The sequence below is a fragment of the Sunxiuqinia rutila genome, from assembly GCF_050589705.1.
GTDB classification, from domain to species: Bacteria; Bacteroidota; Bacteroidia; order Bacteroidales; family Prolixibacteraceae; genus Sunxiuqinia; species Sunxiuqinia rutila.
On the sequence record NZ_JBNGOT010000002.1, the window covers coordinates 141798 to 165900 of the forward strand.

Below are 24103 nucleotides of genomic sequence, written 5' to 3' on the forward strand. Positions count from 1 at the left end.
TGGTCTGATCATTTTTTTAGATAAATGATGAACTTTCATTTTTTCAGAAATAAAAAAAGCCCCTTTAACAGGAGCTCTTTTAGAAGTATTGTTTACTTAAAACTTTTGCAGAATTGCTTTTACGGCATCTTTATGAATGGTGAACCCCATCATTTTTAGCTTGATGTAATCTTCGTGAAAAAAGTAGTAGCCAAATTTCGGATCGTCTTCGCCTACATTGCGCGAGCCCGAGCTGGAGTCTTTTATCAAATACCAATCTTTGCCGCTGTTTTTGTAGTTTTCCAGCACGCCCACCAGGTGCATGCCATGATCGTCGGTCGTTGTTTCGTTGGAAAAACGAAATTGCCGGGCATCTTCATTGATGTATTCCGAAGGGATATCATAATCAGGAATCATGGCACAGTTGGTTTCACGGCTAAAGCCAGTTTCTGAAACATCGCCGCCAATACTCATCGAGTAGCCATCTTTGATTGCCTGTTTGATAATTTTCATATACACATCCAGCGGAACATTGTAGTATTCGTCGCTGTGCCACCAGTTGTCCGGTACTTTGTATTCAACCTGCTCCCAGTAAGGCTCTTGCTTATAGGATAAAATTTCGACAAAATCATCCGGGTTCAGTTTCAAATAGTCAGTCATGTAGCTTTTTGGGGTGTAAGTTTTGCCTTCCACTGTAAACTCAACAGGCGGTTCGCCAATGTAGTGATTCATAATTGCCTTAATGGTTTCCAGCCCATAGTTTACGTTCCAGGCATTCGACTTTTTCATGGACTCCAGAAAACCACGCATTTCTTCCATCATTTTGGCGTGGGTGTGAAACTTGCGGTTGTGGAGCAAACCTGTGTAAGCTGATTCGGGCACTACCCCATAGCGGTTCATAATGCGGGCAACAGCATTGCCCTCCGAACCTTCATCAAACAAGGATTCGCCTCGCTTTTCAATGTAGCGCCGGGCTTTTTCAACATACTCCCAGTAAACGGTGTAAATTTCCGATAAGGCCACTTTTTTTCCGGTTTCCCTAAAAATCTCCGATTCGTAAAACGAAGTGGTTGAAAACGACCAGCAAGAGCCGGCATTGCCTTGCGACTCGGTTGGCTGACACCATACGGTTCGGTAGAGCGATGGATCATTGGGAAGGTCCAAATCCGACTGATCCATGTTGAAACGGATAAACGGCGTGGTTTCTTCCAACTGTTCATCTACCGCTGTTACATCTTTCAGAATAGATTCGTAATAGTACCCTTTGCCTTTGTCGTAAACTTCTACTTTTCCTTTGCTTTTGTTTTCTTGCGCCAAGCAGTTCAGCACCAGGAAAATGGCAAGCAGATTTAAAATGTGTTTGTTCATCAATTAATTTTTTTAGATAAAGCCAAATTACTTTTTATCCGTGAATTAGTTGCTAGAGTAAGGCTAAAAATTTAGGTTCTGTTTTTTTATGCTTATTTTCGTTCGTCCGGATGATTCTTCATCTGAATAGGATTAACAGATTTAAAGCCCGGAAAAACTGACTTTTGGAAGCTTGTTTTACACGGAGTTCTGTTATTTTCGCATAGAATAAATTTACCACCATGCCTTTGTTGAAGAGAGCGTTGCCGGTAAATGTCTGGCCTGCTGTGCATGCAGGCGCCAATGAAGCTAAAAAACAAACAATTCAAGACACATGAGAATCCCTTTAGCATTGATCGATAAGTATAATGTTCCGGTTCCTCGTTATACCAGTTATCCACCCGCCAATTTTTTTACCGATGATTTTACAACAGCGGATTATTTGCAGGCGGTAAAGGAATCAAACCACACGCAACCCGAGAATATTTCCATTTACCTGCATATTCCGTTTTGTACGCAGTTGTGTTTGTATTGCGGATGTAATACGCATATTACCAAAGATCAGGATATGATGAAAACGTATGTGGAAGCCCTGAAAAAGGAAATTCACATGCTTGGAAAGTTGATCGATAAGAACCGGAAGATATCACAGATTCACTGGGGGGGAGGAACGCCCAATGTTTTGCCATCAAGCTATATTGGTGAAATCATGGAGCTTTTTACGTCCAATTACCAGTTTATTGATAAACCTGAAATCGCCATTGAATGTAATCCGGCGCATTTGGACGAAGCCTACATTAACGATTTGGCATCTTTTGGCTTTACCCGTATTAGCCTGGGTGTTCAGGATTTTCAGGAGAAAGTGCTGAATGCCGTGCACCGTGAAGTGCCTGAAATACCGATTGCTGATTTGGTTGGCATGATCCGAAAGCATCCGGGCGTGTCGGTTAATCTGGATTTTATTTACGGCTTGCCTTATCAAACGGCAGCCTCATTTGCCGAAACCATGGAGAAAGCAGCAGCCATCAATCCCGATCGCTTGGTTACTTTTTCCTATGCCCATGTTCCTTGGGTGAAAAAAGCGCAGCAAAAGCTTGAGTCGTATGGTCTGCCAGAACCCGAAGAAAAAGTGAAAATGTTTGAGGTGGCCTGGGCAAAGATGACCGGAGCGGGCTATGTGCCCATTGGCTTGGATCATTACGCCAAACCCGACGACGATATGACCATTGCTCTGAAAAATCGTTCCTTGCATCGGAATTTTCAGGGCTATTGCACGCGCGAAACTACCGGTCAGGTATATGCTTTTGGTGTTACCGGAATCAGCCAGTTGGAGAATGTATATGCGCAAAATGCACGAACAGTGAAAGAGTATATTGATTCGATAAATGCAGGCGAAATACAGGTGGTGAAAGGCTATGCGCTTTCGGAAACCGATAAGATAATTCGGCAGATTATCAACGAAGTGATGTGCAATCAGTACTTGTCGTGGAAGCAGGTGGCCAGCCAGTTTAACCTTGAGGTGGATGGACTGAAAGCGCTGTTGAATTTTGAAGAAAGCAAGCTGGATGAGTTTGTGAAAGATGATCTGCTGTCGTACACCACCGAAGAGATTGTGATTACCGACCTGGGCCGTTTTGTGCTCCGAAATATTGCGGCGGTATTCGACATCCGGCTGGAAGGGAGTATCCAGAAATTCTCCAAATCAGTGTAACGAAATTATAGTTGGCTTGTGCTGAAACGAGCCGCTTAAGACGGATGCTTGTGACATCAGGACTTAGGTGCGAATTGAAAATAGAATACAATGAATAAAAAAGTAGCAGTAATTGGGGCCGGCTTGACAGGCTTAACAACCGCCTATTATCTTCAGAAAAAAGGAATTGATGTTCAGATTTTTGAACGGGCCGATCATGTGGGCGGTGTCATTCAAACCCGGTCTGAAAATGGTTTTCTTTATGAGAATGGTCCCAGCACCGGGGTGCTCGGACAACCTGAAGCTGCTGCTTTGATTGAAGATCTGGGTGGCGCTTGCGAATTGGAAATTGCTGATGAGGATGCCAAATTCCGTTGGATTTGGAAAGATGACCGTTGGCATGCTATTCCTTCGGGGTTGCTGGGCGGAATAAAAACGCCTTTGTTTACCTGGTACGATAAGTTTCGTATACTGGGAGAGCCATTCCGGAAACCCGGAACCAATCCGAATGAAACCTTGGCAGAGTTGGTGCGTCGTCGCATGGGCGAGAGCTTTCTGAAATATGCCATTGACCCGTTTATTCTTGGTGTTTACTCCGGAGATCCGGCTAAGCTGGTGGTAAAATATGCTTTGCCAAAACTGTACAATCTGGAGCAGACTTATGGCAGTTTCATTGGCGGGTCGATTAAAAAGGCCAAAGAACCCAAGACCGACTGGGACAAAAAAGCCACCAAAGAAGTTTTTTCCATGAAAGGGGGATTGTCCTCGCTGATTAATGCCCTGAACAGTGCGATAGGAGAAGAACACATTCATTTAAGCTTAACGGACTTGAAGGTGGCGCAGGCAGCAGAGAAATACCAGCTTATGAATGGAAACGAATCGCTTGGAGAATTCGATTATGTGATATCAACGGTAGGGGGATTTGCTTTACGCTCTTTATTTCCATTTCTGCCTTCCGGAAAACTTGAAAAAATTGAAGCAATGCCTTATGCACGGGTGGTGCAGGTTTCCGTGGGCTTTAACCAGTGGGAGGGTATTCCTATCAAAGCATTTGGCGGTTTAATTCCATTTCATGAGAATCGCGATATCCTGGGGGTTTTGTTCTTGTCTTCTTTCCTGAAAGGCCGTGCCCCCAAAGGAGGAGCCTTGTTGTCTACATTTTTAGGTGGTGTCCGAAAGCCGGAAATGGTTGATTTGTCGGATGATGAGCTTAAAGCATTGGTTGAAAAAGAGCTAAAAAGCATGATGGGCTTAACAAAATGGCAACCAGATTTGTTGGTTATTAATCGTTATCAGCATGCTATTCCGCAATACGGTTTTGAGTCAGCTGAACGTCTGGCGGCTATCGATTCCATCGAGGCCTCTTATCCCGGATTACTTCTGGGAGGAAACATTCGTGATGGCATTGGAATGGCTGACCGAATGAAACAAGGACGAAAGCTGGCGGAATCGGTTGGATAGCTTTAATAAAAGACCAACATGAGAAATGACCTCGTGGCTTCCACTTACCGGAAGCTTCAACAACAAATTTGTACAGAACTGGAAACGGCTGATGGACAGGCTGTTTTTAAAACGGACTATTGGGAGAAAGAAATCGGACATGGCTATACCATGGTCATGGACCAGGGAGATGCCATTGAAAAGGCAGCGGTAAACTTTTCGGCCGTAAGCGGAAAAGTGAGTGAACGCATGCGCCAAGCCTTGCGAATTGACGAAGGTGAAGCCTATTTTGCAACCGGAATCTCCTCCATCATTCATCCTAAAAACCCACATGCCCCGATTACGCATATGAATGTGCGCTATTTTCAACTTAGTTCAGGCAAAGCCTGGTTTGGCGGAGGAATAGACCTGACACCGCACTATGTGAATAAAGCGGAAGCCAGTTGGTTTCACCAGGAGTTGAAAAAGGTGTGCGATGCGTATGATGAAAACTTTTACCCCGACTATAAGCAATGGGCTGATACTTATTTCTACTTGCCCCATCGCCAGGAAACCCGAGGTGTGGGTGGTATTTTCTTCGACCATCAGGATGGAGCCGATGAGGCTAGCTTTACCAAGTTCTTTGCTTTTACCCAAGCCTTGGCTGAAGCCTATCCGCGCATCTATATTCAGCTGCTAAATTCCAATCGTGATCGACAGTTTTCAGAAGTCGAAAAGCAATGGCAAGACCTGCGAAGAGGCCGGTACGTGGAGTTTAACCTGCTGTATGACCGCGGAACCAAGTTTGGTTTGGAGTCGAATGGTCGCACGGAATCAATCCTTTTAAGCATGCCCCCAATGGCTGCCTGGACGTACGATTTTCAGGCTGAAAAAGGGTCGTACGAAGAAGAGACTTTAAGCTTGTTAAAAAAAGATATTGACTGGATTCATCTGGTCTGATTTAATTTGGAATCATTAACCTAACAGGAATGCAAACGATGGATAACTCAAAAAGAACCGCTGTTTTACTGGTAAACGTGGGTACGCCCGATGAACCTAAAGTACCGGCTGTGCGTCGGTATTTATTCGAGTTTTTGAACGACCGGAGAGTGATTGACCTGCCACTGATTCCGCAAAAGCTGCTGGTTAATTTGATCATTGTCCCTTTTCGGGCACCCAAGTCTACCAAGCTTTACGAAATGCTTTGGACACCGGAAGGATCGCCGTTGCTGGTAAATGCCGAAAAGAACCGGGAAAAACTTCAGGCAGCGCTGGGAGACGAATTTCAGGTTTTTACAGCTATGCGTTACCAGAACCCTCATTTGCGAAAGGTATTGCGTGAAGTGCGTGATCAACGCTTTGGCCGTATGATTGTTATTCCGGTGTTTCCACAGTACGCTTCTTCAACAACGGGAACGATTGCCCAGTTTGTTTCGCAGGAAGTAGCCCGGTGGAATGTAATTCCTGAGATCAGAATGGTTAGCCAGTTTTACGATCATCCAACGTTTATCAAGGCCTTCTCCGAGCGCATTAAATCTTATCATCCGGAAGATTACGATCATATTGTGTTCTCCTACCATGGATTGCCCAACCGGCAGGTTGATAAGGTGCACCCGGAGATTGCTTCGACCAAATGTACTTGCGAGCAAGCAATGCCTGCACACGGAAAATACTGTTACAAAGCTACCTGTTACGAAACAACTCGCTTGCTGGCCAATGCACTGAACTTGAAGCGGGAAGATTACTCGGTTTCGTTCCAGTCGCGCTTAACCAAAAACTGGCTCAAGCCTTTTTCAGATGAGCTGGTCATTCAGAAAGCCAAAGAAGGGGTGAAGCGGATGTTGTTTGTAGCGCCGGCTTTTGTGGCTGACTGTCTGGAAACCACTATTGAACTAGGAGTTGAATACCAGGAATTGTTTGAAGAACACGGAGGCGAAAAAATTCAGTTGGTGGAAAGTTTGAACGACCATCCTTTGTGGATTGAAACGCTCAAGGAGCTGATTCTGCAACCCTAAGGTTTATCGCTTTAGCGATTAGCACATCAAGTGGTTACTTTTAGTAAGTATTTTACCCTTGGTCTTGCTATAACAAGTTTTCAACGCCAAGGCCATTTTTTGAATCTTAGACTGCTAACTCCGCAGGTTTGTTAGATCATATCTACTAATTATGGAATTGTCTATTTATTCTAGTATAAATAGACAATTCCTGCATGGAGCATTTTGATCAAAGCAGCTGTCCTTAAAAAGGAAATGGTCAAGTAGGCCACCTCAAATTTTCGGAAATTATAAGAGACTGTTCCTAAAGTAAAATTTGATAGTCTCTTCTTCATTTAATGCAAACTGGGATATTTTTTTACATCCACTTCGCGCATCATTTCGTAGATGCTTTCAAAAATTTGCTCCACATTGGGTTTGGAGAAAAATTCTCCATCAATACCATAGGCCGGACGGTGTTCTTTCGCCGACAGTGTTCTTGGAGCCGTATCAAGGTAATCGAAGGCTTTTTGCTCTTCCATCACTTTTTGTAGCATGTAAGCGGTTCCGCCTCCCGGAACATCTTCATCGACAAAAACTACTTTCCCGGTTTTTTTGATAGACTCCAGAATGCGGTGATCTATATCAAAAGGCATCAGGGTTTGCACGTCAATCACTTCCACTGAAATTCCCTTGGTTTGCAGAAGTTCGGCCGCTTTAACCGCATGGTTGACATTCCAGGCATAGGTAACCAAGGTAACGTCGGTTCCTTCAACCATCACTTCAGGAACTCCTAAAGGTACGGTGAATTCGCCCAGGTTGTCGGGCAGGGCTTCTTTCATGTTATAGCCTTTCAGGGGCTCAATGACCAGCGCGGGATCGTTGGCTGCCAGCAAAGTGTTGTAAAAGCCTGCTGCCTGTGTCATGTTGCGTGGTACGCACAAATAGAGTCCGCGCAGTGAGCCGAGCAACATTTGCATAGGCGAACCGGCATGCCACATGCCCTGCAGCTGATGCCCACGGGTGCGAATGATAAGCGGTGCTGCTTGTTTGCCTTTGGTCCGGTATTGCATGCTGGCTAAATCGTCACTCAAGGTAGAATGGGCGTAAATCAGGTAATCGAGGTACTGAATTTCAGCAATGGGTCGAAATCCGCGCATGGCCAGACCAATACCTTGGCCGATGATGGTGGTTTCGCGAATACCGGCATCAGCTACCCGGTGGGCGCCGTATTTCTCCTGCATCCCTTTCATCCCTTGGTTTACTCCGCCCAGCTTACCAGTGTCTTGTCCAAAAGTGACAAGGTTCGGGTATTTTTGAAACAGCACATCAAAATTCCGGTTCAGGATACCGGAGCCATTGACGACTTCCGGCTGCTCCGTATAGGTGGCAGGCACTGCTTTTACCTTTATAGCAGAGTCAGCCCCTTCGCGGTATAATTGCTGGTTGTAGAACCCGGCACTTTGTGCTTTGAACTGCTCAATCCACTGATGCAGCAACTGACGTTCGTGTTTCAGATTGTCCTGAAGGTGAATATCATAATAAAGTCGTTGGGCAAAACTAAGGTACTTGCGGCGGGTAGGGAAGGTACGTTGCTTAATTTCCACCAGCTCGTCCAGCAGATCAACGGTTCCGCTAGATTGTTTTTTGAGTTGAAGCAAAATTTCTTCCAGGCTTTGCACTTCTTGCTTATAACCATTGGTGTAGTTGGCCCAGGCTTTTTTGCGCGCTTCACGGGCAACCTTTTCAGCCTTTTTTTCCAGTTGAGTGATGGTGTCCATATCGGCCTGGCCAGTTTCAATCAACCAGAGTTTGAACTGGTAAATACCATCGTATTCTTTTTCCCATTCCAGCCGCTCCTTTGTTTTGTAGCGTTCGTGCGATCCGGAAGTGGAATGGCCTAGCAGCTGGGTAACTTCCTGCACGTGGAAAAGTACGGGCGTATGAGTTTTCCGGCATTGCTTAATGCCTTCAGAAAAGGTTTTTACCAGCTCCGGATAATCCCATCCTTTGCAGGTGTAAATCAGGATGCCGTTGGTGTCCTTTTGTTTTTGAAAACCTTTGAGTGCTTCCGAAATACTGGATTTGGTAGTTTGAAGTTCAATCGGAACGCTGATTCCAAACCCATCGTCATAAACCGCAACGGCCATCGGAACTTGCAATACCCCGGCGGCGTTAATGGTTTCAAAAAACATTCCTTCGGAGGTGCTGGCATCACCAATACTTCCAAAAGCCACTTCGTTTCCGGTGACATTGTTGTTCAGGTGTTTCTTCAGCGACTTGTCGTTCCGCACCATTTTTGAAGCCTGAGCAAGTCCGAGCAATCGGGGCATTTGGCCTCCGGTAGAGCTGATATCGGAACTGGAATTATAGCGGTTGGCTAAGTCTTTTATTTCTCCTTCTTCGTTAATGTTTGCAGTGCAGAAGTGGTTGTTGAAGTTTCGACCGCCGGTTGAAGGGTTGATCTGATCATCCGTATCACCATAGATCATTGCGAAGAACTCCTCTGGTTGCATTAAGCCTAAGGCCAGCATAAAAGTCTGGTCGCGGTAATACCCCGATCGCCAATCTCCCTTTTGAAAGGTTTTGGCATAGGCAATCTGAGCCACTTCTTTTCCATCTCCAAAAATCCCAAAATGGGCACGGCCATTATGCACTTCGCGTTTACCCAAGATGCTTAATTGACGGCTTAAGTAAGCGACATAATAGTCGTTCAGAACTTCGGTATTCTTTTGATCGCTTGCTGTAAGCATTCCGGCTTTTTCTAAGAGCATTGATTGTATTTTAATGTTTATGACTATTCTGTCTGAAATATTCTAAACAACGCTCGTCACGGATATTTGTTTAGCCTGTGGTTTGAATGAGCAGGAAGATTTTTGGTCTTTGCGAAGCGCTTGTTTAGAGCCTGTAAAATGGCGAAGGTTGAGCCTGTTTTGTCGTCGGGTGGAGAGTACGAACTTGTTGTAGATGACTATTTGAGGGAAAGAGTTAACCTTCAATAAAGTGTGCCCGAAAATGCATCGAATCTTCGGGCAACACTGTATTTGTTGTTTTATAATGGAATATTTCCGTGTTTGCGTGGTAAATTGGATTTGCGTTTGTTGCGCGTCATATCCAAGGCGTTGATGATTTTGATCCGCGTGTCTTCCGGATAAATAATTTCATCAATATAGCCCAGCGAGGCAGCTCGGTAAGGATTGGCAAAGGCATCGCGATATTCTTCAACAGCCTTGGCTTTTTCTTCCTCGTTGGTCAGGTTCCGGTTCAGTATATTAATGGCTCCTTCAGGTCCCATAACAGCAATCTCGGCAGTTGGGTAGGCGTAGTTGATATCGCCGCCAATGTGCTTGCTCGACATCACATCATATGCACCGCCATAGGCTTTACGCGTGATGAGCGTAATTTTAGGAACTGTTGCTTCTGCAAAGGCATAGAGTAATTTGGCGCCGTGTTTGATAATTCCACCAAACTCCTGCTGTGTTCCGGGCAGGAATCCGGGTACATCCACCAAGGTAACTAAGGGAATGTTGAAGGCATCGCAGAAGCGCACAAAACGTGCTGCCTTAGCCGATGAGTTGATGTCGAGCACTCCGGCCAGAACCGATGGCTGGTTGGCGACAATTCCCACAGACCTTCCGTCAAAACGGGCAAAGCCAATAATGATATTGGAGGCATAATTGGGCTGAACTTCTAAAAAGTGCTCATCATCCACAATTTTATAAATGATGTCCTTCATGTCGTAAGGTTTGTTCGGATCAGCCGGAACAACATCATGCAAGGCTTCTATTTTTCGGTCGATGGGGTCAGTTGTGGTTTGAACCGGCGGATCTTCCATATTGTTGGAAGGGATGAAACTTACCAGTTCACGCACCATCATGATGGTTTGCTCTTCGTTTTCTCCGGTAAAGTGGGCTACGCCACTTTTGGAACTGTGGGTAACGGCTCCTCCCAAATCTTCTTTGGTAACATTTTCATGCGTCACGGTTTTGATGACATCCGGACCGGTAACAAACATGTGGCTCGTTTCATTAACCATGAAAATAAAGTCGGTAAGGGCAGGAGAGTAAACGGCTCCTCCGGCACAGGGCCCCAGAATGGTGCTGATTTGTGGAATGACCCCGGATGAGAGTACATTGTTGTAAAAAATGTCGGCATAGCCGGCCAAACTTTGCACACCTTCCTGGATACGGGCACCTCCGGAATCATTAAGTCCGATAAGCGGCGCTCCGTTTTCGATGGCCATTTTCTGAATTTTGACAATCTTATCGGCGTTGGAACGGCTCATAGTTCCGCCAAAAACGGTAAAATCCTGAGCAAAAACATACACCAAACGATCATGAATTTTTCCATAACCAGTGACAACGCCATCGCCGCGAAATTTCTTTTTATCAATGCCAAAGTCGGTGGCGCGGTGTAGCACAAACTTGTCAATTTCATTGAATGTGCCGGGATCCAGCAATTCTTCTACACGTTCGCGGGCCGTTTTTTTTCCAGCTGCGTGTTGCTTCTCAACACGTTCCTGGCCACCGCCACTTTCTGCTTCTTTATTGAGTTGTTCAAAATGTTCAAACTTGCTTTTTAAATCCATAGTTTATTCCATTAATCAATTTCAATTAATACCTGGTTGGACTCAACCGTGTCGCCATCGGCAACATTAACGGCTTTAACCATCCCATCAACCGCTACTTTGTATTCACTTTCCATTTTCATGGCCGAAATGATTACGGCTGTTTGTCCCTGGCTTACTGCTTCGCCTTCTTTTACAAGCACTTTTACAATTTTTCCCGGCATAGGAGCCGAAATTTGCTTTTCGCTTTGGCTGAGTGTGCCCGCTCCGCGATTTCGGATGTAACGAGCCTCAGCATCGATTATCTCCAGGTCGTAGGTGTTGTAAAGGGTGTGAGCAGTGTATGACTTGGGTTTTTGAGACGGAACCAGGGAAATATTATGGGAACGGTTATTCTCAATAATTGAAAAAGTTCCTTCGTCATTATGCATCAAATCAACGTTATAAACCTTATCATCGACCATGATCTCGATTAGGTTCTCGTTTTGATTCAGGATTTTAACAGATGCAATGCGATCACCTAATTTGATTTCAATAGGCATAATAGTCTGTTTTATAAACGATCAAAATTCTTTTGGTAAGTATATTTTTTCCAACGGTTTTTGGCCGGATTGAGTTCCTTGCTTGGAATCACTTTGTTTTTCCGGTTGATGAAGTCGAAGTAGGCTGCAATGATAACCATGTCCTGCGATTCATCTTCGTTGGAATCGTCGGCCAGTAATGTACTTCGGTTCTTCTCGATGAAGTTGGTGTCATAGTTTCCGGAGATAAAATCTTCGGATTCCATGATTCTTTCAAGGAATTTCAGCGATGTTCGGATTCCTGTGATTTTGTACTCATAGAGGGCTCTTCGCATACGTTGAATGGCTTCTCCACGGGTTTCAGCCCAAACAATCAGCTTGGAAATCATCGGGTCATAATGAATCGGGATTTCATAGCCCTCATAGACGTAGCCATCGGTTCGTACCCCCAGTCCCAAAGGTTGGGTAATGGAATGCACGCGGCCGGGACTTGGCATGAAGTTATTGTCTGAATCTTCGGCATAAATCCGACATTCAATGGCATGTCCCTTTTGTCTTAATTCGTCTTGCGCAAGGTTTAACGGTTGTCCTTCGGCTACCTGTATTTGTTTTTTGACCAGGTCAACTCCGGTAACACGCTCGGTAATGGGATGTTCCACCTGCAGGCGGGTATTCATCTCCAGAAAGTAATAGTTGAGCTTGTTGTCCACCAGAAATTCAATGGTTCCGGCTCCAACGTAATTGACTGCCTTGGCTGCATCAACGGCATGTTTTCCCATTTGCTCGCGCAACTCTTCGGTCATTAAAACAGAAGGGGTTTCTTCCACCATTTTCTGGTGTCTGCGCTGAATGGAGCACTCCCGTTCAAATAAATGAATGGCATTGCCGTGCTGGTCGCCCAGAATTTGAAACTCAATGTGGTGTGGAGAGGTAACGTATTTTTCAATGTATACGGCATCATCGCCAAAGGAAGCCAAGGCTTCGGAGCGGGCTGAGCGAACACCGGAAAGGATGTCGGCTTCTTTTTCAACCAGGCGCATGCCTTTACCACCTCCTCCGGCAGAAGCTTTAATCATTACGGGCAAGCCAATGGTTTTGATGGTTTCAATGGCTTCCTCTTCCGACTGAATAGCTTCAGTTGTTCCCGGAACAACGGGAACCCCGGCGGCAATCATGGCTTTTCGGGCTTCAATTTTATCACCCATTTTTTCGATAACTTCCGGAGTTGGCCCAATGAAAATGATATCATTTTCATTACAGAGCTGGGCAAACTTGGCGTTTTCAGATAAAAAGCCGTAACCAGGGTGAATGGCATCGGCTTTTGATTGTAAAGCAACCTCTATTATTTTATCAGATTTTAAATAACTGTCTTTTGATGGGGCCGGACCGATGTGGTAGGCTTCGTCAGCATAACGCACATGCATCGAAGTCCGGTCGGCATCAGAAAAAACAGCAACAGTTGCTATGCCCATTTCACGACAGGTGCGCATGATTCGGACAGCAATTTCACCCCGGTTGGCAACCAGGATCTTGTTGATTTTCCTCATAATTAACTTTTAATACTTCAAATAATTTGTATTATTAAATAGTCTCTTTCCAGTTTCTAAGTCTAACTTAAAAACCATATTCGCCTTAAAAAGTTTCTTCATTCGGTCATTAATTCGCCTATTTCTGCAAAAAAGTTCGTGTCTGAAAATCAACTTTCAGGCTGTTTTTAGAGCGATTTACTCGTCGTCTGATCAATAGTTATGTTATGAATTGAGTTGGTTGTTATGTGCTTGTTGTTTGAAGAATTTAAAGACATAAACGCATGAAAGAGTCCTGCTAACAGTGCCTTTACATGGTGACAGCCTTGTTTTGCAGTCTGATTTATCAGTCAGTGCTCTTTCAAAGGCTAACACCATTCGTTTTTTCATCGTATTGATTAAAGTCCTTTTAAAATAAACAGTTATGATAATTAATAAAAACAGATCTGGTTATGCAAAATTGCTTTCAGGGAAGGAACCAAAGCAGGGGAGAATTTTTATTGGAGACACTCGTCAAACAAGCCACCCAATGTGAAGAACAGTACGAAATTTGCCCGTGCCTGAGCTCAAAAACGTTTAATACTTTGGAGATCTGAAGGTGCAAAACAGCGGAATGTAGTGATACTGAAATTTAATTGCAGGTTTTCTTTATAAAACCAAAGCATCGGCTTATTTTTGCGCGCTTTGGCATGTTTTAAGGCTTGAACCTTTGGCTTGTCAAACGGTTTAAGTCAGTTTAAATTGAATTGTATCCGTGAAATTTTCTGATTACATCCCCTTGTACCGAAGAAGCCTGCATTTGGCTTTTCCGGTTATTTTGTCTCAGGTTGGCCAGGTAACCGTGAGTTTAGTTGATAATATGATGGTTGGCCATGTGGGCACCGTTGAATTGGCTGCTGCGGCATTTTCCATCAATATTTTTCATATTGGTATGCTGCTGGGAATCGGAATTACCTTGGGCTTGACACCTCTGGTAGGCCATGTGTATAGCCAGAAAAAAGAGCAAGAGGTGGGCGAATACTTGAAAAATGGCTTGGTGGTTCATGGGGTAACAACGCTGGTGATAACTTTAGTGATGGCAATTTTAAGCTTATTCCTTGACCGCATGGGACAACCCGCCGAGGTGGTGGCACAGGCACGGCCTTATTACCTGTTGTTGGTGGCATCCTTGTTCCCGATGCTAATTTTCTACACATTCAAGCAGTTTTTGGAGGGCGTGGGAAACACCAAGATCGCGATGTACATTACCCTCACATCAAATTTGGTCAACATCGTTTTAAATTATTTGCTGATCTATGGGAAATTCGGATTTCCGGAGTGGGGGTTGAATGGTGCCGGTATTGCAACGCTCATTTCGCGCATTTTGATGCCTTTGATGTTGATTCCTTTTATTTTGAAAAACAAGCAATACAAACAGGAATTTCGGATTGCCTACCATGCCCGGATAAAACTGAAGATGTTGAAACAGGTGTTTGCTGTTGGTTTCCCAATTGGATTGCAAATCATTGTAGAAGTCAGTACTTTCAGTTTTGGAGCCATTATGATGGGCTGGATTAGTAAGGAAGCGTTGGCTGCTCACCAGGTTGCTATCGGGCTGGCCTCGTTCTCCTACATGATTAGCTTGGGGCTTGGGGCCGGAACAACCATCTTGGTTAGTCATAACAGGGGAGCGAATAACCGTTTGCGCCTGCGTCAGAGTATTTATGCTTCTTTTCATCTGGTCATCCTGTTTATGGCATCCATGGGGGTTGTCTTTGTGTTGTTACGCTATCAGCTTCCATTTTTATTTACCGAAGATGCTGCCGTGCTTGTCATTGCTGCAAACCTATTGATTGTTGCCGCCCTTTTTCAGGTATTTGATGGGATTCAGGTAATTTTATTGGCATCCTTGCGGGGATTGTCTGATGTAAAGCACCCCATGTTTATGGCCTTTATCAGTTACATGGGCTTTGGCTTACCCATTAGTTACCTCTTTGGAATAGTGCTTGAATTTGGCGCAATGGGAGTGTGGATTGGCTTCTTAAGTGGTTTGGCTTTTGCCTCTTTGCTTTTCTCATTGCGACTAAAAAAGCACCTTCATCTCGACTAGCATTCAACCTATTCTTTCCGCGAACCATTAGTGGCTCTTCATTTCGAAATAAGTTTTGCCGATAGCCGGTAATAAAGGTGCTTTGGGGACTGACTCGCTTATTGTTTACGAGTCAGCAATACGGTAGTGGGGCGTTCCATAATGTCGCGCGATGAGAAGGCAACTTCAACATCATCGGGCAAGGCAACACCCTCTAATTTACGTTTAGTCGAAATAATCACCCCATCAGGGTACTCCTTAAAGAAACTGGCAAATTGTTCCGGTTCAAGATATTCAATTTCCTTCTGCAGATAAAACGAAAAGGACGGGTTGAACTTCTCATAGTAACGTACTTCTTTGCCTTCCAGCAAATGAATGCTCTTAGCCACCGGATTTTCCTGGTCAATTCGAGGAAACACAATGGTAATGAAGCTTAGGGCTCCCAGCATGGTACTTAGTCCAACCACCTGCAATGACCGCTTGATTTGCTGTCTGGAGAATAAGAAATAGGCGAACAACATTCCTACGGGAATAGGAAAGAAATACAACGCCAGGTAATTCAAATGAGCCAGCGCCGGATCAAACTTAATTCCGATGTACAAGGCTGGAACCAGCAGCAGACTAAAAATGAGAAGTCCGAGCATGCTTCCCTTCAGGCGTACTTCATTCATTTTGAGCTGCGAGAGCCACAGACCAATCAGAATGGCGAAAAAGGGATAGGCCGGAACTGTATAGTTGGGCAATTTGGTACGCGAAATGGAAAAGAACACCACAATGGTGATGCCTGTCACCAAGCTCAATAATGTAAAATCGTCTTTTCGGTTGGCAAAAGCTTTTTTCAGGGTTTGAATGATGAATGCAGAAAAGGGAAACAAACCGATCAGTACAAAGAAAAGGGTGAGAATAAATAATCCGCCATGGCCTTCCATTTCGCTGGAAAAACGGCCCAGGTTGTGTTTCAGGAAAAAACCTTCGGACCAGAGTCCATTGGTTTTCAGGTGTACCAGAATGTACCAGGGCAAGGCAATGAGCAAAACAATGGCAGCTCCCATGAACGGACGCAGCTGACTGATTTCGCTCCACTTAAACCGTTTGCTGAAAATCAGGAATAGCAGGAAAACCAATCCGGGCAAACCGATGGCTACCGGGCCTTTTGATAAGGTTCCGAGTCCTATTGAAATATACAACAACAGCAGGTAGGAAAGGCGTTTTTCCTTTACCGCGGCATAGAACGCATAAATACTGGCTGTGAAAAAGAAAATCAGGTAGGGATCGGGCACAGCCAGGTGAAACTGGATGGTGAGATGAATGGACGACAGTAAAACAAAACTGCTCCATAAGGCTGCTTTTTCAGAATGAAACCGACGGACAAACAGAAAGGTGATCAGGATGGTAAGTGCTCCGAAAACGGCTGAGAAAAACCGCGCGGCAAAAGCATTTACCCCAAAGATGGAATAACTCAACATCATGAAGAAATAGTGCAATGGCGGCTTGTCGGTGCGCAGTTCCTGGTTAAATGTGGGAACAATCACATCAGATCGCTCAAACATTTCAGCCGCACAGGTGGCATTTTTGGCTTCATCCAAAATGTAAATGCTGCTCCCGCCAAGGTTTGAAAGGTAAAGTGCCAGAGCGATAAGGAAAACAAACCATGGATAATATCGGGAGTTACTTATTTGTTTGATCATGAGTGGATTTCTATTTTAATGAACATTCTATTAGATAACTTTCAGGCTTTTTCTTAATTTCGTGGCGCTAAATAATAAAAATTTCGGCAAAGATATCCTATTATCGCCATAAACAGAAAATCTATGAAGCAATTAAGTTTGGTTATTTGTGTGTACAACGAAGAGTTGAACATTAAACCACTTAGCGAACAAATAAAATCAGCCCTTAAAGATTTCGACTACGAAGCTATTTTTGTGGATGACGGATCAACCGACCGGACGCGCGAAGAAGTTCGGGCCATTAACGATGAGCATTTCTTGTTGTTGGAGTTGAAGAAAAATTATGGGCAAAGCTCAGCGCTTCAGGCGGGTATCGATGCGGCAACCGGCGAATACATTGCTTTGATTGATGGCGATTTGCAGAATGATCCGAATGATATTCCCATGATGCTGAAAATGGCGGCTGAAGGGGAGTGGGACATGGTTGCCGGTGTGCGTGCCAACAGGAAAGATGGCGCTTTTTTGCGCAAACTTCCCAGCAAAGTGGCCAATTACCTTATTCGCGAAGCCACCGGAATCCGGATGAAAGATTTAGGATGTACTTTGAAGGTATTTACTCACGAAGCCATTAAAAGCATTCATATTTATGGTGAATTGCACCGGTTTATTCCGGCCCTTTTGGCTTTGGAAGGATCGACCCGTTTAACGCAGGTTGACGTAAACCACCGGGCCCGCGAGTTCGGAAAATCAAAATATAATTTAAGCCGGACCACACGTGTATTCAGTGACTTGGTTTTGATGGTATTCTTTAAAAAATACATGCAACGGCCCATGCACTTCTTTGGTGGAATTGGGATTGTTACCCTTGCCTTGGGATTCTTAATCAATTTTTATCTTCTGATTTTAAAGCTTTTTGGCTACGACATTTGGGGAAAACCAATCCTTATTTTAGGAATGATTTTGTTAATGGGTGGTATTCAACTGATGACCATTGGCATTGTGGCTGAAATGTTGATGCGGACTTACTACGAAGGGCAGGGGAAAAAGCCTTATCGCGTGCGTCGTCTGGAAACCACCAGGAAGAATTAAGCCTTCAGTTTTATCATAGATTTAATAAGGCTTTTGCTAAGAATGAAGTAGCCTAAAAACGTATGCTTTTAGTTTCCATGGAAAGTAGGGTCTGCCATTGGTTTGCCTGAATTCTAATGGGCTGTCAGTAGAAGAGAGTTTGAATCTATTCTTCTTTTTCTTCCTTGATGCCAAAGGTGTTTTTTGCTCCGCTAAAAATGGATTTCCACCAGTAGTTGACAACTGACTTTTGAGGATCGCGTTTGAAGTAAATATCATCGGGCAGAAGAATGCGTGTGCGCGGATGCTTGGATTTTAACACCAAACTATTGGTGAGGAAACTTAGGAATTTAGCCTCTTTGGTGTCGCCATCCTTTTGCTCCAATATGGCTATTCGAAGGTTGTCATAAGCAAACTTTAGTTGTCCTTGGGCCAATTCCTGATCGGCAATAAAATCGAACTCAAAGCGGTCCAATTGGCCGGAGCGGACTGCGATGCCTGCGGCATTTCGGGTTACCGGATTCAAGTAAGTCAAATCGAAAGGAGAAAGATGCCCTGAAACCTGAAACTGATTGACCAGAGAGCGTAAATCATACTTCATGCTGACTTCCATCAACGATTCGCCCATAAGCCAGGCACTGGCCTTGACGTTTAACGCTGGTTTTGCATTGGCCAGGTAAGGCAGATTGGTTACCGGAAATGCCCGAATGGTCATGTCGCGGAAGTAAACGAGACCCGGGAAAGGACGCTCGGGTGCCTGCTCTTCATAATACAAGTCGTAATTGGTTAATTTCAGGGTGTCAAAATAAATGGGCAATGCCATGTCCTTAAGAATTTCCTGTGGCATTTTTGAGTGTTTGTTCGGATCATCTGCTGTGCGTTTATCCCGGTAAATGTTGAGTGTGCCGCCATCGGCAATGAGCTGCGAAGCTGTTAGTTCTCCCTGCTGGTACCATCTTTTTAAGTCGAGGTTGATCAAATCCAGCCGGTTGATGGAGCCCTGATAATGATCGGTTTCGAAAGGAATAACCGTTTGAAATTGTTGCTTGCTGTAGCGGGGGGTAATTTGGATGTCCTCAATGGACAGCTGGTTATCCTGGTTGTTGAACTGAATGTCTCCCAGGTGAAAATTGTACAGGTTAGCTTTATCAGAGAAAGCATAATTTTTAAGGTTCAGCTTCACCGATTGCGCTCCCAGCAAATGCTCAGCAGGAATAGTATCCAGCTTAAATTCTTGCAATTCAACCTGTAGATTCGGAAAGTGCTTGGTTGTATTGCCCACACGGCTAATCAATTCGCCATCAGTTAAATGAATTTGATGAGCTGCAATTTCAGAAAATAAGGGCGAAATGTCTGACGGAATTTTCAGTTGAAACAGGTTAACCCGGGAATTGCTGTTGTCACTTTTCTGAATGGTCAGCTGCGGCCTCTCGGCCTGAATCGATTCAAAATGAAGGTTTTTCTCATTCAGTACCTGCTGAATGTCAACTTCTTTGAACGTTAGTCCCGGCACCTTGAGTTCAACAAAGCCCTTTCCGGCTGTTGCTGCATTGTTTGTCAGCAGCAGGTTGCGTAGGGTCAGGTCACGTTTGCGCGTTGAAAAGTGCACCGAGTCGGCGGTGTAATCCACATTTCCTTTTTCGGGTTTGAAAATAACCTGACTTAAGGAGGTTGAAATATTGTCTGATTTAAATGCCGCAGGCGTATTGGCGGTATGACTGATAAGACTGTTGTTATCGCCAATCATTTGTAAGTTGGATGTCAAAATTTTACTTTCCTGAAGTTCATTGGTTTTGAAGATATTGATTTTTCCTCCGGTCAGCTTGAATTGGGTAATTGTCAAGCGCTGCATTTCTTTGGGCAAGGGAACAACAACATCTTTAAAATCTACCTGTTTTTGAGGGACTTCTGACCGGTATAGATTTATCTCCGGCTGATTGATTAAAAATCGGTCAACATCCAGTTGTTGCTCAAAATAAGCTTCCTCCAAGTCGACACCCTGTAGTTTGATTTCAGGGATGTTGATGTGAAAATGCATTGGCAAGTCGCCATAAATCTTGCTGGTTATGTCGGGATACAAAATGGCATTTCGTATGTAGATTTGCGATTTTTTGGAAGAGATGCCAATCTCACTGGCCTGAAGGTTGTGCACATTGTCTGACAGCTGGAACAACTGATCTTCAATTTTAAGCTCAAAATCATCCGCAAAAAACAAACGGCTCTTTTCAATTTCGGCGGCATTGAGCAGAAAGTTTTCCAGTTCAACACTAAACTTGTTGTTAAATGAGCTGGTTTTTCCTTTTCGGCTGTGTGTTACCAGTTGGATGTTGCCATTGGGAACTTCAATCTTTCCGATAGAAATGTTTTCGATGTAGTTGTTTAGCAGTTCGTAAAGCTCTTGCGGGCTGTTCCTCTTGGCTTCTTTATTTGGGCGTGAAAACACCTCAAGGGAGATGCTTGGCTCTATGATTGAAAAATTATTGATTTGCAGCTTTTTTCGAAAAAATGCCTGGTGGATATTTGTATTGCTCAAAATCAAATGCGGAATGGTGATCTCATAAATTTGTGAGCGGTTGAATTTTTTCAGTAGCCGGGCATTCTTCTTCGGATCGTCTGGAGACAGCCTGAAATTGGTTAAGCTAGCCCGGTTGTTGTACGATGAAACATCAATCCGGTCAATTTGCAGGCGGTGAATCTGATCCACCAGCTTCATGTTGTAGTCGGAGAAGGTCAGTTCAATGTTGGTTGCAAAAAACAGCTTATCGGTGCGCTCGGCACTGATGGAATCCAGCGAGAAGTCGGTGAGCTTGAAATCAAAGTTTGACGAGATCTCCCCGGATTGCTGCGATCCTTCGTCAGATAAAACGACCACACGCCCCTCGTCAAAGTCAACAACACTGGCATAAACTCCTTTGATGTAGTTGCGAATGAAATAGTACAGCAAACTGTTTGTTTCGCGCGAAGCTTTTTGTTTTTTCTGCCCTTGGTTAATAAGAACCTTGGGCGAATAGGCGAGAATGGACTGTAAGGGCATTTCGCGTTTGTGAAACAACCTTTTCAGGTCAATATCCCGGAGGCGGATGCTGTCGCATTCCATGTCTACCCGGGTTAAGGTAGTGGATGGATTTTGGTTAGGTTTTAGCTGTAACTGATCGGCCTGTATGGAATTCGTTTGAGTAGAAGCGATGATGTTGGTGGCATCAAAGCGGTGAACCTGATCATTCATCAGCAAGTAATAGTTGTCCAGCTGAAGGTAAAACTCCTTCGCATAAAGAATTCGATCGGGATCGTTAAATGACTGCTCATTGAGTACAAACTTGTCCAGATGAACGTTTAAGTCATAAAACTCTTGCATGCTTGCCTTGTCTTCGCTTTTTCGGTCAATTTGGAGTTTGCGTGCATTCATCGACAAATGGTCAATGCTAAGTTGTGTGAATTCGCCTTCTGCCAGCTGGTACAAATCGAATTCCTTCATTTGCCTGAAGTTCATTTCCGGTGCATTTTCCACAGGAATTACCTTAATGTCGGCCTGATGCAAAAACAAAGAATCAATGTGAATGCTATCCTGCTGAAACAGCTTGTTGAACTGATTCGATTTGATGGAAATTTCCGGAATTGTTACTAAGTATTGGGTTCGGCTGGTTGGTTGTTGCCTGGTTGGCGACAGTTTAATGGATCGGCCAATAATGTCATTGCTTTTTAGTGAATACTGAATGTTTTGAATGCTAAGTTCGTGAATGCTATCGCTTAATGCTTTTCTGTAGTTATCCAGGCTGAGGAAAATGTCATCGGCCCGGAAGAAGTCATCTTTTTGACGGATCAAAGAGGAATCGGTGTAAAAATTCGAAATCCCAATGTTTAGATTCAGGGCTCTCAGGCTTTTGGGCTGCAGCTGGTTGGATAGCTGATTGTCAATGAATCCGGCGTTTGTCAGGCTAATCTTATCGATGGCCAAGGACTGCAGGTCTTGACCAAAAACGGAACGAAGTTCCTTAACGAATGCATAAGAGCTTTTGGATTTTGTACTATCTGTTTTTAAGGTCCAGACCGGTGAATTAATCTCGAGTTCCCGGATGTGTAGCTCATTCTTCGTGAGTAGCTTGTACAGGTTGATCCTTTTCACTGAAATGGCTTCTGCTTGCAGAAAATCAGCCGTTTGGCTTGCGGATTTCTTTTTGATTTCGATCTCTTGAATCCGGATGCTTCGGGTGAACAGGTTGACCGATAAATCTTCAAAGTGAAGTACGTATTGGTTTGCCGTTTTAGCTTTCAACCAGGCGTTCAGTTCCTTTTGTATTAGTTTGTCAGCCCACAAAAATAGCAGTGTCCCACCTATGATGACCAGCCCAATGAAAAACGCCAGTATCCATCTGGTCAGTCTTTTGGGAGTGTTATTTGGGGCTTGGTTCATCATTTTTTAGCTATCAAACAGAATGCATTATATACTAGAGACTAATTTTATAAAAAAAGTTGCGTATTCAAAGGAAAAACGTGCTTTGATTCATTTCTTTTGTGCAAAGAACAGAAAGGTGTTTTATAACGCATTCGCTGAAAGAGTACTTACGAGCTATTTCCCCGGTTCTAACTCGAGAATGTTTATACCGGATAGATATTGGCTAGGTTGCAATATTTGCTGAGTTAGCCTTTGAAACATGCGAGCTAAGCTGGTGCCGGACCGGCTTTTCTGATTTTGATTAAAACAATCGGTGAGCTCATTTGAGGTTGATTATACTTAATGGCACCGTTCGCAACGGTAGCACAGTTAAACAAATTATTTCTTGTCTTGTTTTCAGTTTAAATTAATTGAATGATTATCCGGCAATAAGCAACACAGCTCTTAGGTGCCTTTTGCTGTTTAAAGCATTGGTTTATCATAGAAGATTCTTATTTGAGCCGGCATCACTTTAAAGAATAGATTATGAGGGTTTTCGCGTTTTGTTTTTTTCTCATTGGCCTGGTTAGCTGTAACCCAGGAGATCACAAACTTGATGTGATTAAGCCCGATGCAGACAATGGCGGACTGATTTTGCCAGATGGGTTTTCGGCTCTTGTTGTTGCAGACACACTTGGGCATGCCCGGCATATTCAGGTGAATCGCAAGGGAGATATTTATATTTCTTTGAACCGCCCTAAAAAAGAGGGAGGTATCGTTTGTCTTCGGGATACCACAAATGACGGACGAGCCGACTTGATTCAGTATTTTGGGAAACATCATGGAACGGGAATTGCCTTGAATGATGATTATCTGTACTTCGGGGCAGATACCCTGGTGGTACGATATCCTATGATTTATAGTCAACTTTTGCCGCACGATGCCGAAGAAATTATTGTTCAGGGCTTGCCTCACAACAGTCAGCATGCCGCCAAACCATTGATTTTTGATCAGACCGGAAATTTGTATGTAACAGTTGGTGCCCCTTCAAATGCTTGTATGGAACAAAGCCGAACGAAAGGTTCGCCGGGCATGGATCCTTGTCCGCTGTTGGAGCGGCATGGTGGTATTTGGCGATTTAAAGCTGATCAGCTTAACCAAGATCAGGTATTGGATGGGGAACGCTACGCAACAGGAATCCGACATGCCGTTGCGATAGACTGGAACACGACCGAGAATAGCTTGTTTGCAGTGCAGCATGGGCGGGACCAGCTGAGTCAGCTTTTTCCGGATTTATATGATGCTAAGCAAAATGCAGAGCTTCCTGCTGAAGAGTTTTTATTGGTTGAAGAGGATTCCGATTTTGGCTGGCCTTACTGCTATTATGATCCGATGCAGCAGGGAAAAGTGTTGGCTCCCGAGTACGGCGGCGATGGGCATATGTTGGGCCGCTGTGAGGATAAAGATGATCCAATCATGGCATTTCCGGCACATTTGGCACCTAACGATTTATTGTTTTACACCGGAGACATGTTTCCTGAGCGATACAAAAACGGAGCTTTTATCGCGTTTCATGGTTCGTGGAACCGCGCCCCGGAAGTGCAGGAAGGCTACTTTGTGGCCTTTGTCCCTTTTGAGGGGAAACTGCCATCAGGAGATTGGGAAGTCTTTGCCGATGGATTTGCAGGTATCGATGAAGTGAGCAGTCCGCGTGATGCGGCCTATCGTCCCTGCGGATTGGCGCAAGGACCCGATGGTTCGTTGTTTGTTACCGATGATGTGCAAGGGAGGGTTTGGAGAATTATGTATGAATAGTGACGAGAAAGATTCGGTTTCATTGAATTTATCAGCCCTCTAATCTTACCACAAACAAATCCAAAAGCATGTTTCAAGATAGAAAGTCAGA

General features: G+C 44.3%; 14 protein-coding genes. 7 read left to right on the forward strand and 7 right to left on the reverse strand.

Annotated elements, in window-relative coordinates; all coding sequences use genetic code 11:
- Window positions 1-96 precede the first annotated feature (96 nt).
- Window positions 97-1347, reverse strand: coding sequence for a C1 family peptidase (locus ACRD6K_RS02475; RefSeq protein WP_430971938.1), 1251 nt, complete (start codon window positions 1345-1347; stop codon window positions 97-99).
- Between the two features lie 313 nt (window positions 1348-1660).
- On the opposite strand from ACRD6K_RS02475, the gene hemN reads away from it, so the two are divergent.
- The 4 genes from hemN to hemH all read left to right on the forward strand — a co-directional run bounded on the left by hemN (window position 1661) and on the right by hemH (window position 6450).
- Window positions 1661-3037, forward strand: a complete 1377-nt coding sequence (gene hemN / locus ACRD6K_RS02480) for an oxygen-independent coproporphyrinogen III oxidase (protein ID WP_430971939.1) — start codon at window positions 1661-1663, stop codon at window positions 3035-3037.
- 90 nt (window positions 3038-3127) lie between these two features.
- The gene (gene hemG / locus ACRD6K_RS02485) at window positions 3128-4477 is read left to right on the forward strand and encodes a protoporphyrinogen oxidase (RefSeq protein ID WP_430971940.1); all 1350 of its coding nucleotides are present in this window, start codon (window positions 3128-3130) and stop codon (window positions 4475-4477) included.
- Between the two features lie 18 nt (window positions 4478-4495).
- The gene (gene hemF, locus ACRD6K_RS02490) at window positions 4496-5395 is read left to right on the forward strand and encodes an oxygen-dependent coproporphyrinogen oxidase (RefSeq protein ID WP_430971941.1); all 900 of its coding nucleotides are present in this window, start codon (window positions 4496-4498) and stop codon (window positions 5393-5395) included.
- A 29-nt stretch (window positions 5396-5424) separates the two neighbouring features.
- Complete coding sequence (gene hemH, locus ACRD6K_RS02495; RefSeq protein WP_430971942.1) at window positions 5425-6450, forward strand: ferrochelatase; 1026 nt, start codon at window positions 5425-5427, stop codon at window positions 6448-6450.
- A 314-nt stretch (window positions 6451-6764) separates the two neighbouring features.
- Here the strand turns inward: hemH and ACRD6K_RS02500 are convergent, their stop codons facing one another.
- From ACRD6K_RS02500 to accC, 4 genes are all read right to left on the reverse strand, one after another.
- Window positions 6765-9182 (reverse strand): alpha-ketoacid dehydrogenase subunit alpha/beta, encoded by a 2418-nt coding sequence (locus tag ACRD6K_RS02500; protein ID WP_430971943.1) that lies wholly within the window; start codon window positions 9180-9182, stop codon window positions 6765-6767.
- Window positions 9183-9460: 278 nt separating this feature from the next.
- Window positions 9461-10996, reverse strand: coding sequence for an acyl-CoA carboxylase subunit beta (locus ACRD6K_RS02505; protein ID WP_299577673.1), 1536 nt, complete (start codon window positions 10994-10996; stop codon window positions 9461-9463).
- 11 nt (window positions 10997-11007) lie between these two features.
- Window positions 11008-11517, reverse strand: a complete 510-nt coding sequence (locus ACRD6K_RS02510; RefSeq protein ID WP_299577674.1) for an acyl-CoA carboxylase biotin carboxyl carrier protein subunit — start codon at window positions 11515-11517, stop codon at window positions 11008-11010.
- Between the two features lie 11 nt (window positions 11518-11528).
- Window positions 11529-13043: an acetyl-CoA carboxylase biotin carboxylase subunit gene (accC, locus tag ACRD6K_RS02515; protein ID WP_430971944.1), complete on the reverse strand. Its 1515-nt coding sequence runs from the start codon at window positions 13041-13043 to the stop codon at window positions 11529-11531.
- Window positions 13044-13776: 733 nt separating this feature from the next.
- Between accC and ACRD6K_RS02520 the strand changes: the two genes are divergently transcribed.
- Window positions 13777-15111 (forward strand): MATE family efflux transporter, encoded by a 1335-nt coding sequence (locus ACRD6K_RS02520; RefSeq protein WP_430971945.1) that lies wholly within the window; start codon window positions 13777-13779, stop codon window positions 15109-15111.
- 98 nt (window positions 15112-15209) lie between these two features.
- Here the strand turns inward: ACRD6K_RS02520 and ACRD6K_RS02525 are convergent, their stop codons facing one another.
- A complete protein-coding gene (locus ACRD6K_RS02525) occupies window positions 15210-16778 on the reverse strand; it encodes an ArnT family glycosyltransferase (protein ID WP_430971946.1) in 1569 nt (522 codons plus the stop codon).
- Window positions 16779-16901: 123 nt separating this feature from the next.
- Between ACRD6K_RS02525 and ACRD6K_RS02530 the strand changes: the two genes are divergently transcribed.
- Window positions 16902-17846 (forward strand): glycosyltransferase family 2 protein, encoded by a 945-nt coding sequence (locus ACRD6K_RS02530; protein WP_430971947.1) that lies wholly within the window; start codon window positions 16902-16904, stop codon window positions 17844-17846.
- A 145-nt stretch (window positions 17847-17991) separates the two neighbouring features.
- Here ACRD6K_RS02530 and ACRD6K_RS02535 read toward each other — a convergent pair whose 3' ends face one another.
- Window positions 17992-22239 (reverse strand): AsmA family protein, encoded by a 4248-nt coding sequence (locus ACRD6K_RS02535; protein WP_430971948.1) that lies wholly within the window; start codon window positions 22237-22239, stop codon window positions 17992-17994.
- A gap of 504 nt (window positions 22240-22743) precedes the next feature.
- Between ACRD6K_RS02535 and ACRD6K_RS02540 the strand changes: the two genes are divergently transcribed.
- Window positions 22744-24012, forward strand: a complete 1269-nt coding sequence (locus ACRD6K_RS02540) for a PQQ-dependent sugar dehydrogenase (protein WP_430971949.1) — start codon at window positions 22744-22746, stop codon at window positions 24010-24012.
- Window positions 24013-24103 lie beyond the last annotated feature (91 nt).

Coding starts and splice junctions, on each gene's coding strand:
- ACRD6K_RS02475 (WP_430971938.1), bottom strand. CDS start 1,347: ATGAACAAACACATTTTAAATCTGCTTGCCATTTTCCTGGTGCTGAAC.
- hemN (WP_430971939.1), top strand. CDS start 1,661: ATGAGAATCCCTTTAGCATTGATCGATAAGTATAATGTTCCGGTTCCT.
- hemG (WP_430971940.1), top strand. CDS start 3,128: ATGAATAAAAAAGTAGCAGTAATTGGGGCCGGCTTGACAGGCTTAACA.
- hemF (WP_430971941.1), top strand. CDS start 4,496: ATGAGAAATGACCTCGTGGCTTCCACTTACCGGAAGCTTCAACAACAA.
- hemH (WP_430971942.1), top strand. CDS start 5,425: ATGCAAACGATGGATAACTCAAAAAGAACCGCTGTTTTACTGGTAAAC.
- ACRD6K_RS02500 (WP_430971943.1), bottom strand. CDS start 9,182: ATGCTCTTAGAAAAAGCCGGAATGCTTACAGCAAGCGATCAAAAGAAT.
- ACRD6K_RS02505 (WP_299577673.1), bottom strand. CDS start 10,996: ATGGATTTAAAAAGCAAGTTTGAACATTTTGAACAACTCAATAAAGAA.
- ACRD6K_RS02510 (WP_299577674.1), bottom strand. CDS start 11,517: ATGCCTATTGAAATCAAATTAGGTGATCGCATTGCATCTGTTAAAATC.
- accC (WP_430971944.1), bottom strand. CDS start 13,043: ATGAGGAAAATCAACAAGATCCTGGTTGCCAACCGGGGTGAAATTGCT.
- ACRD6K_RS02525 (WP_430971946.1), bottom strand. CDS start 16,778: ATGATCAAACAAATAAGTAACTCCCGATATTATCCATGGTTTGTTTTC.
- ACRD6K_RS02530 (WP_430971947.1), top strand. CDS start 16,902: ATGAAGCAATTAAGTTTGGTTATTTGTGTGTACAACGAAGAGTTGAAC.
- ACRD6K_RS02535 (WP_430971948.1), bottom strand. CDS start 22,239: ATGATGAACCAAGCCCCAAATAACACTCCCAAAAGACTGACCAGATGG.
- ACRD6K_RS02540 (WP_430971949.1), top strand. CDS start 22,744: ATGAGGGTTTTCGCGTTTTGTTTTTTTCTCATTGGCCTGGTTAGCTGT.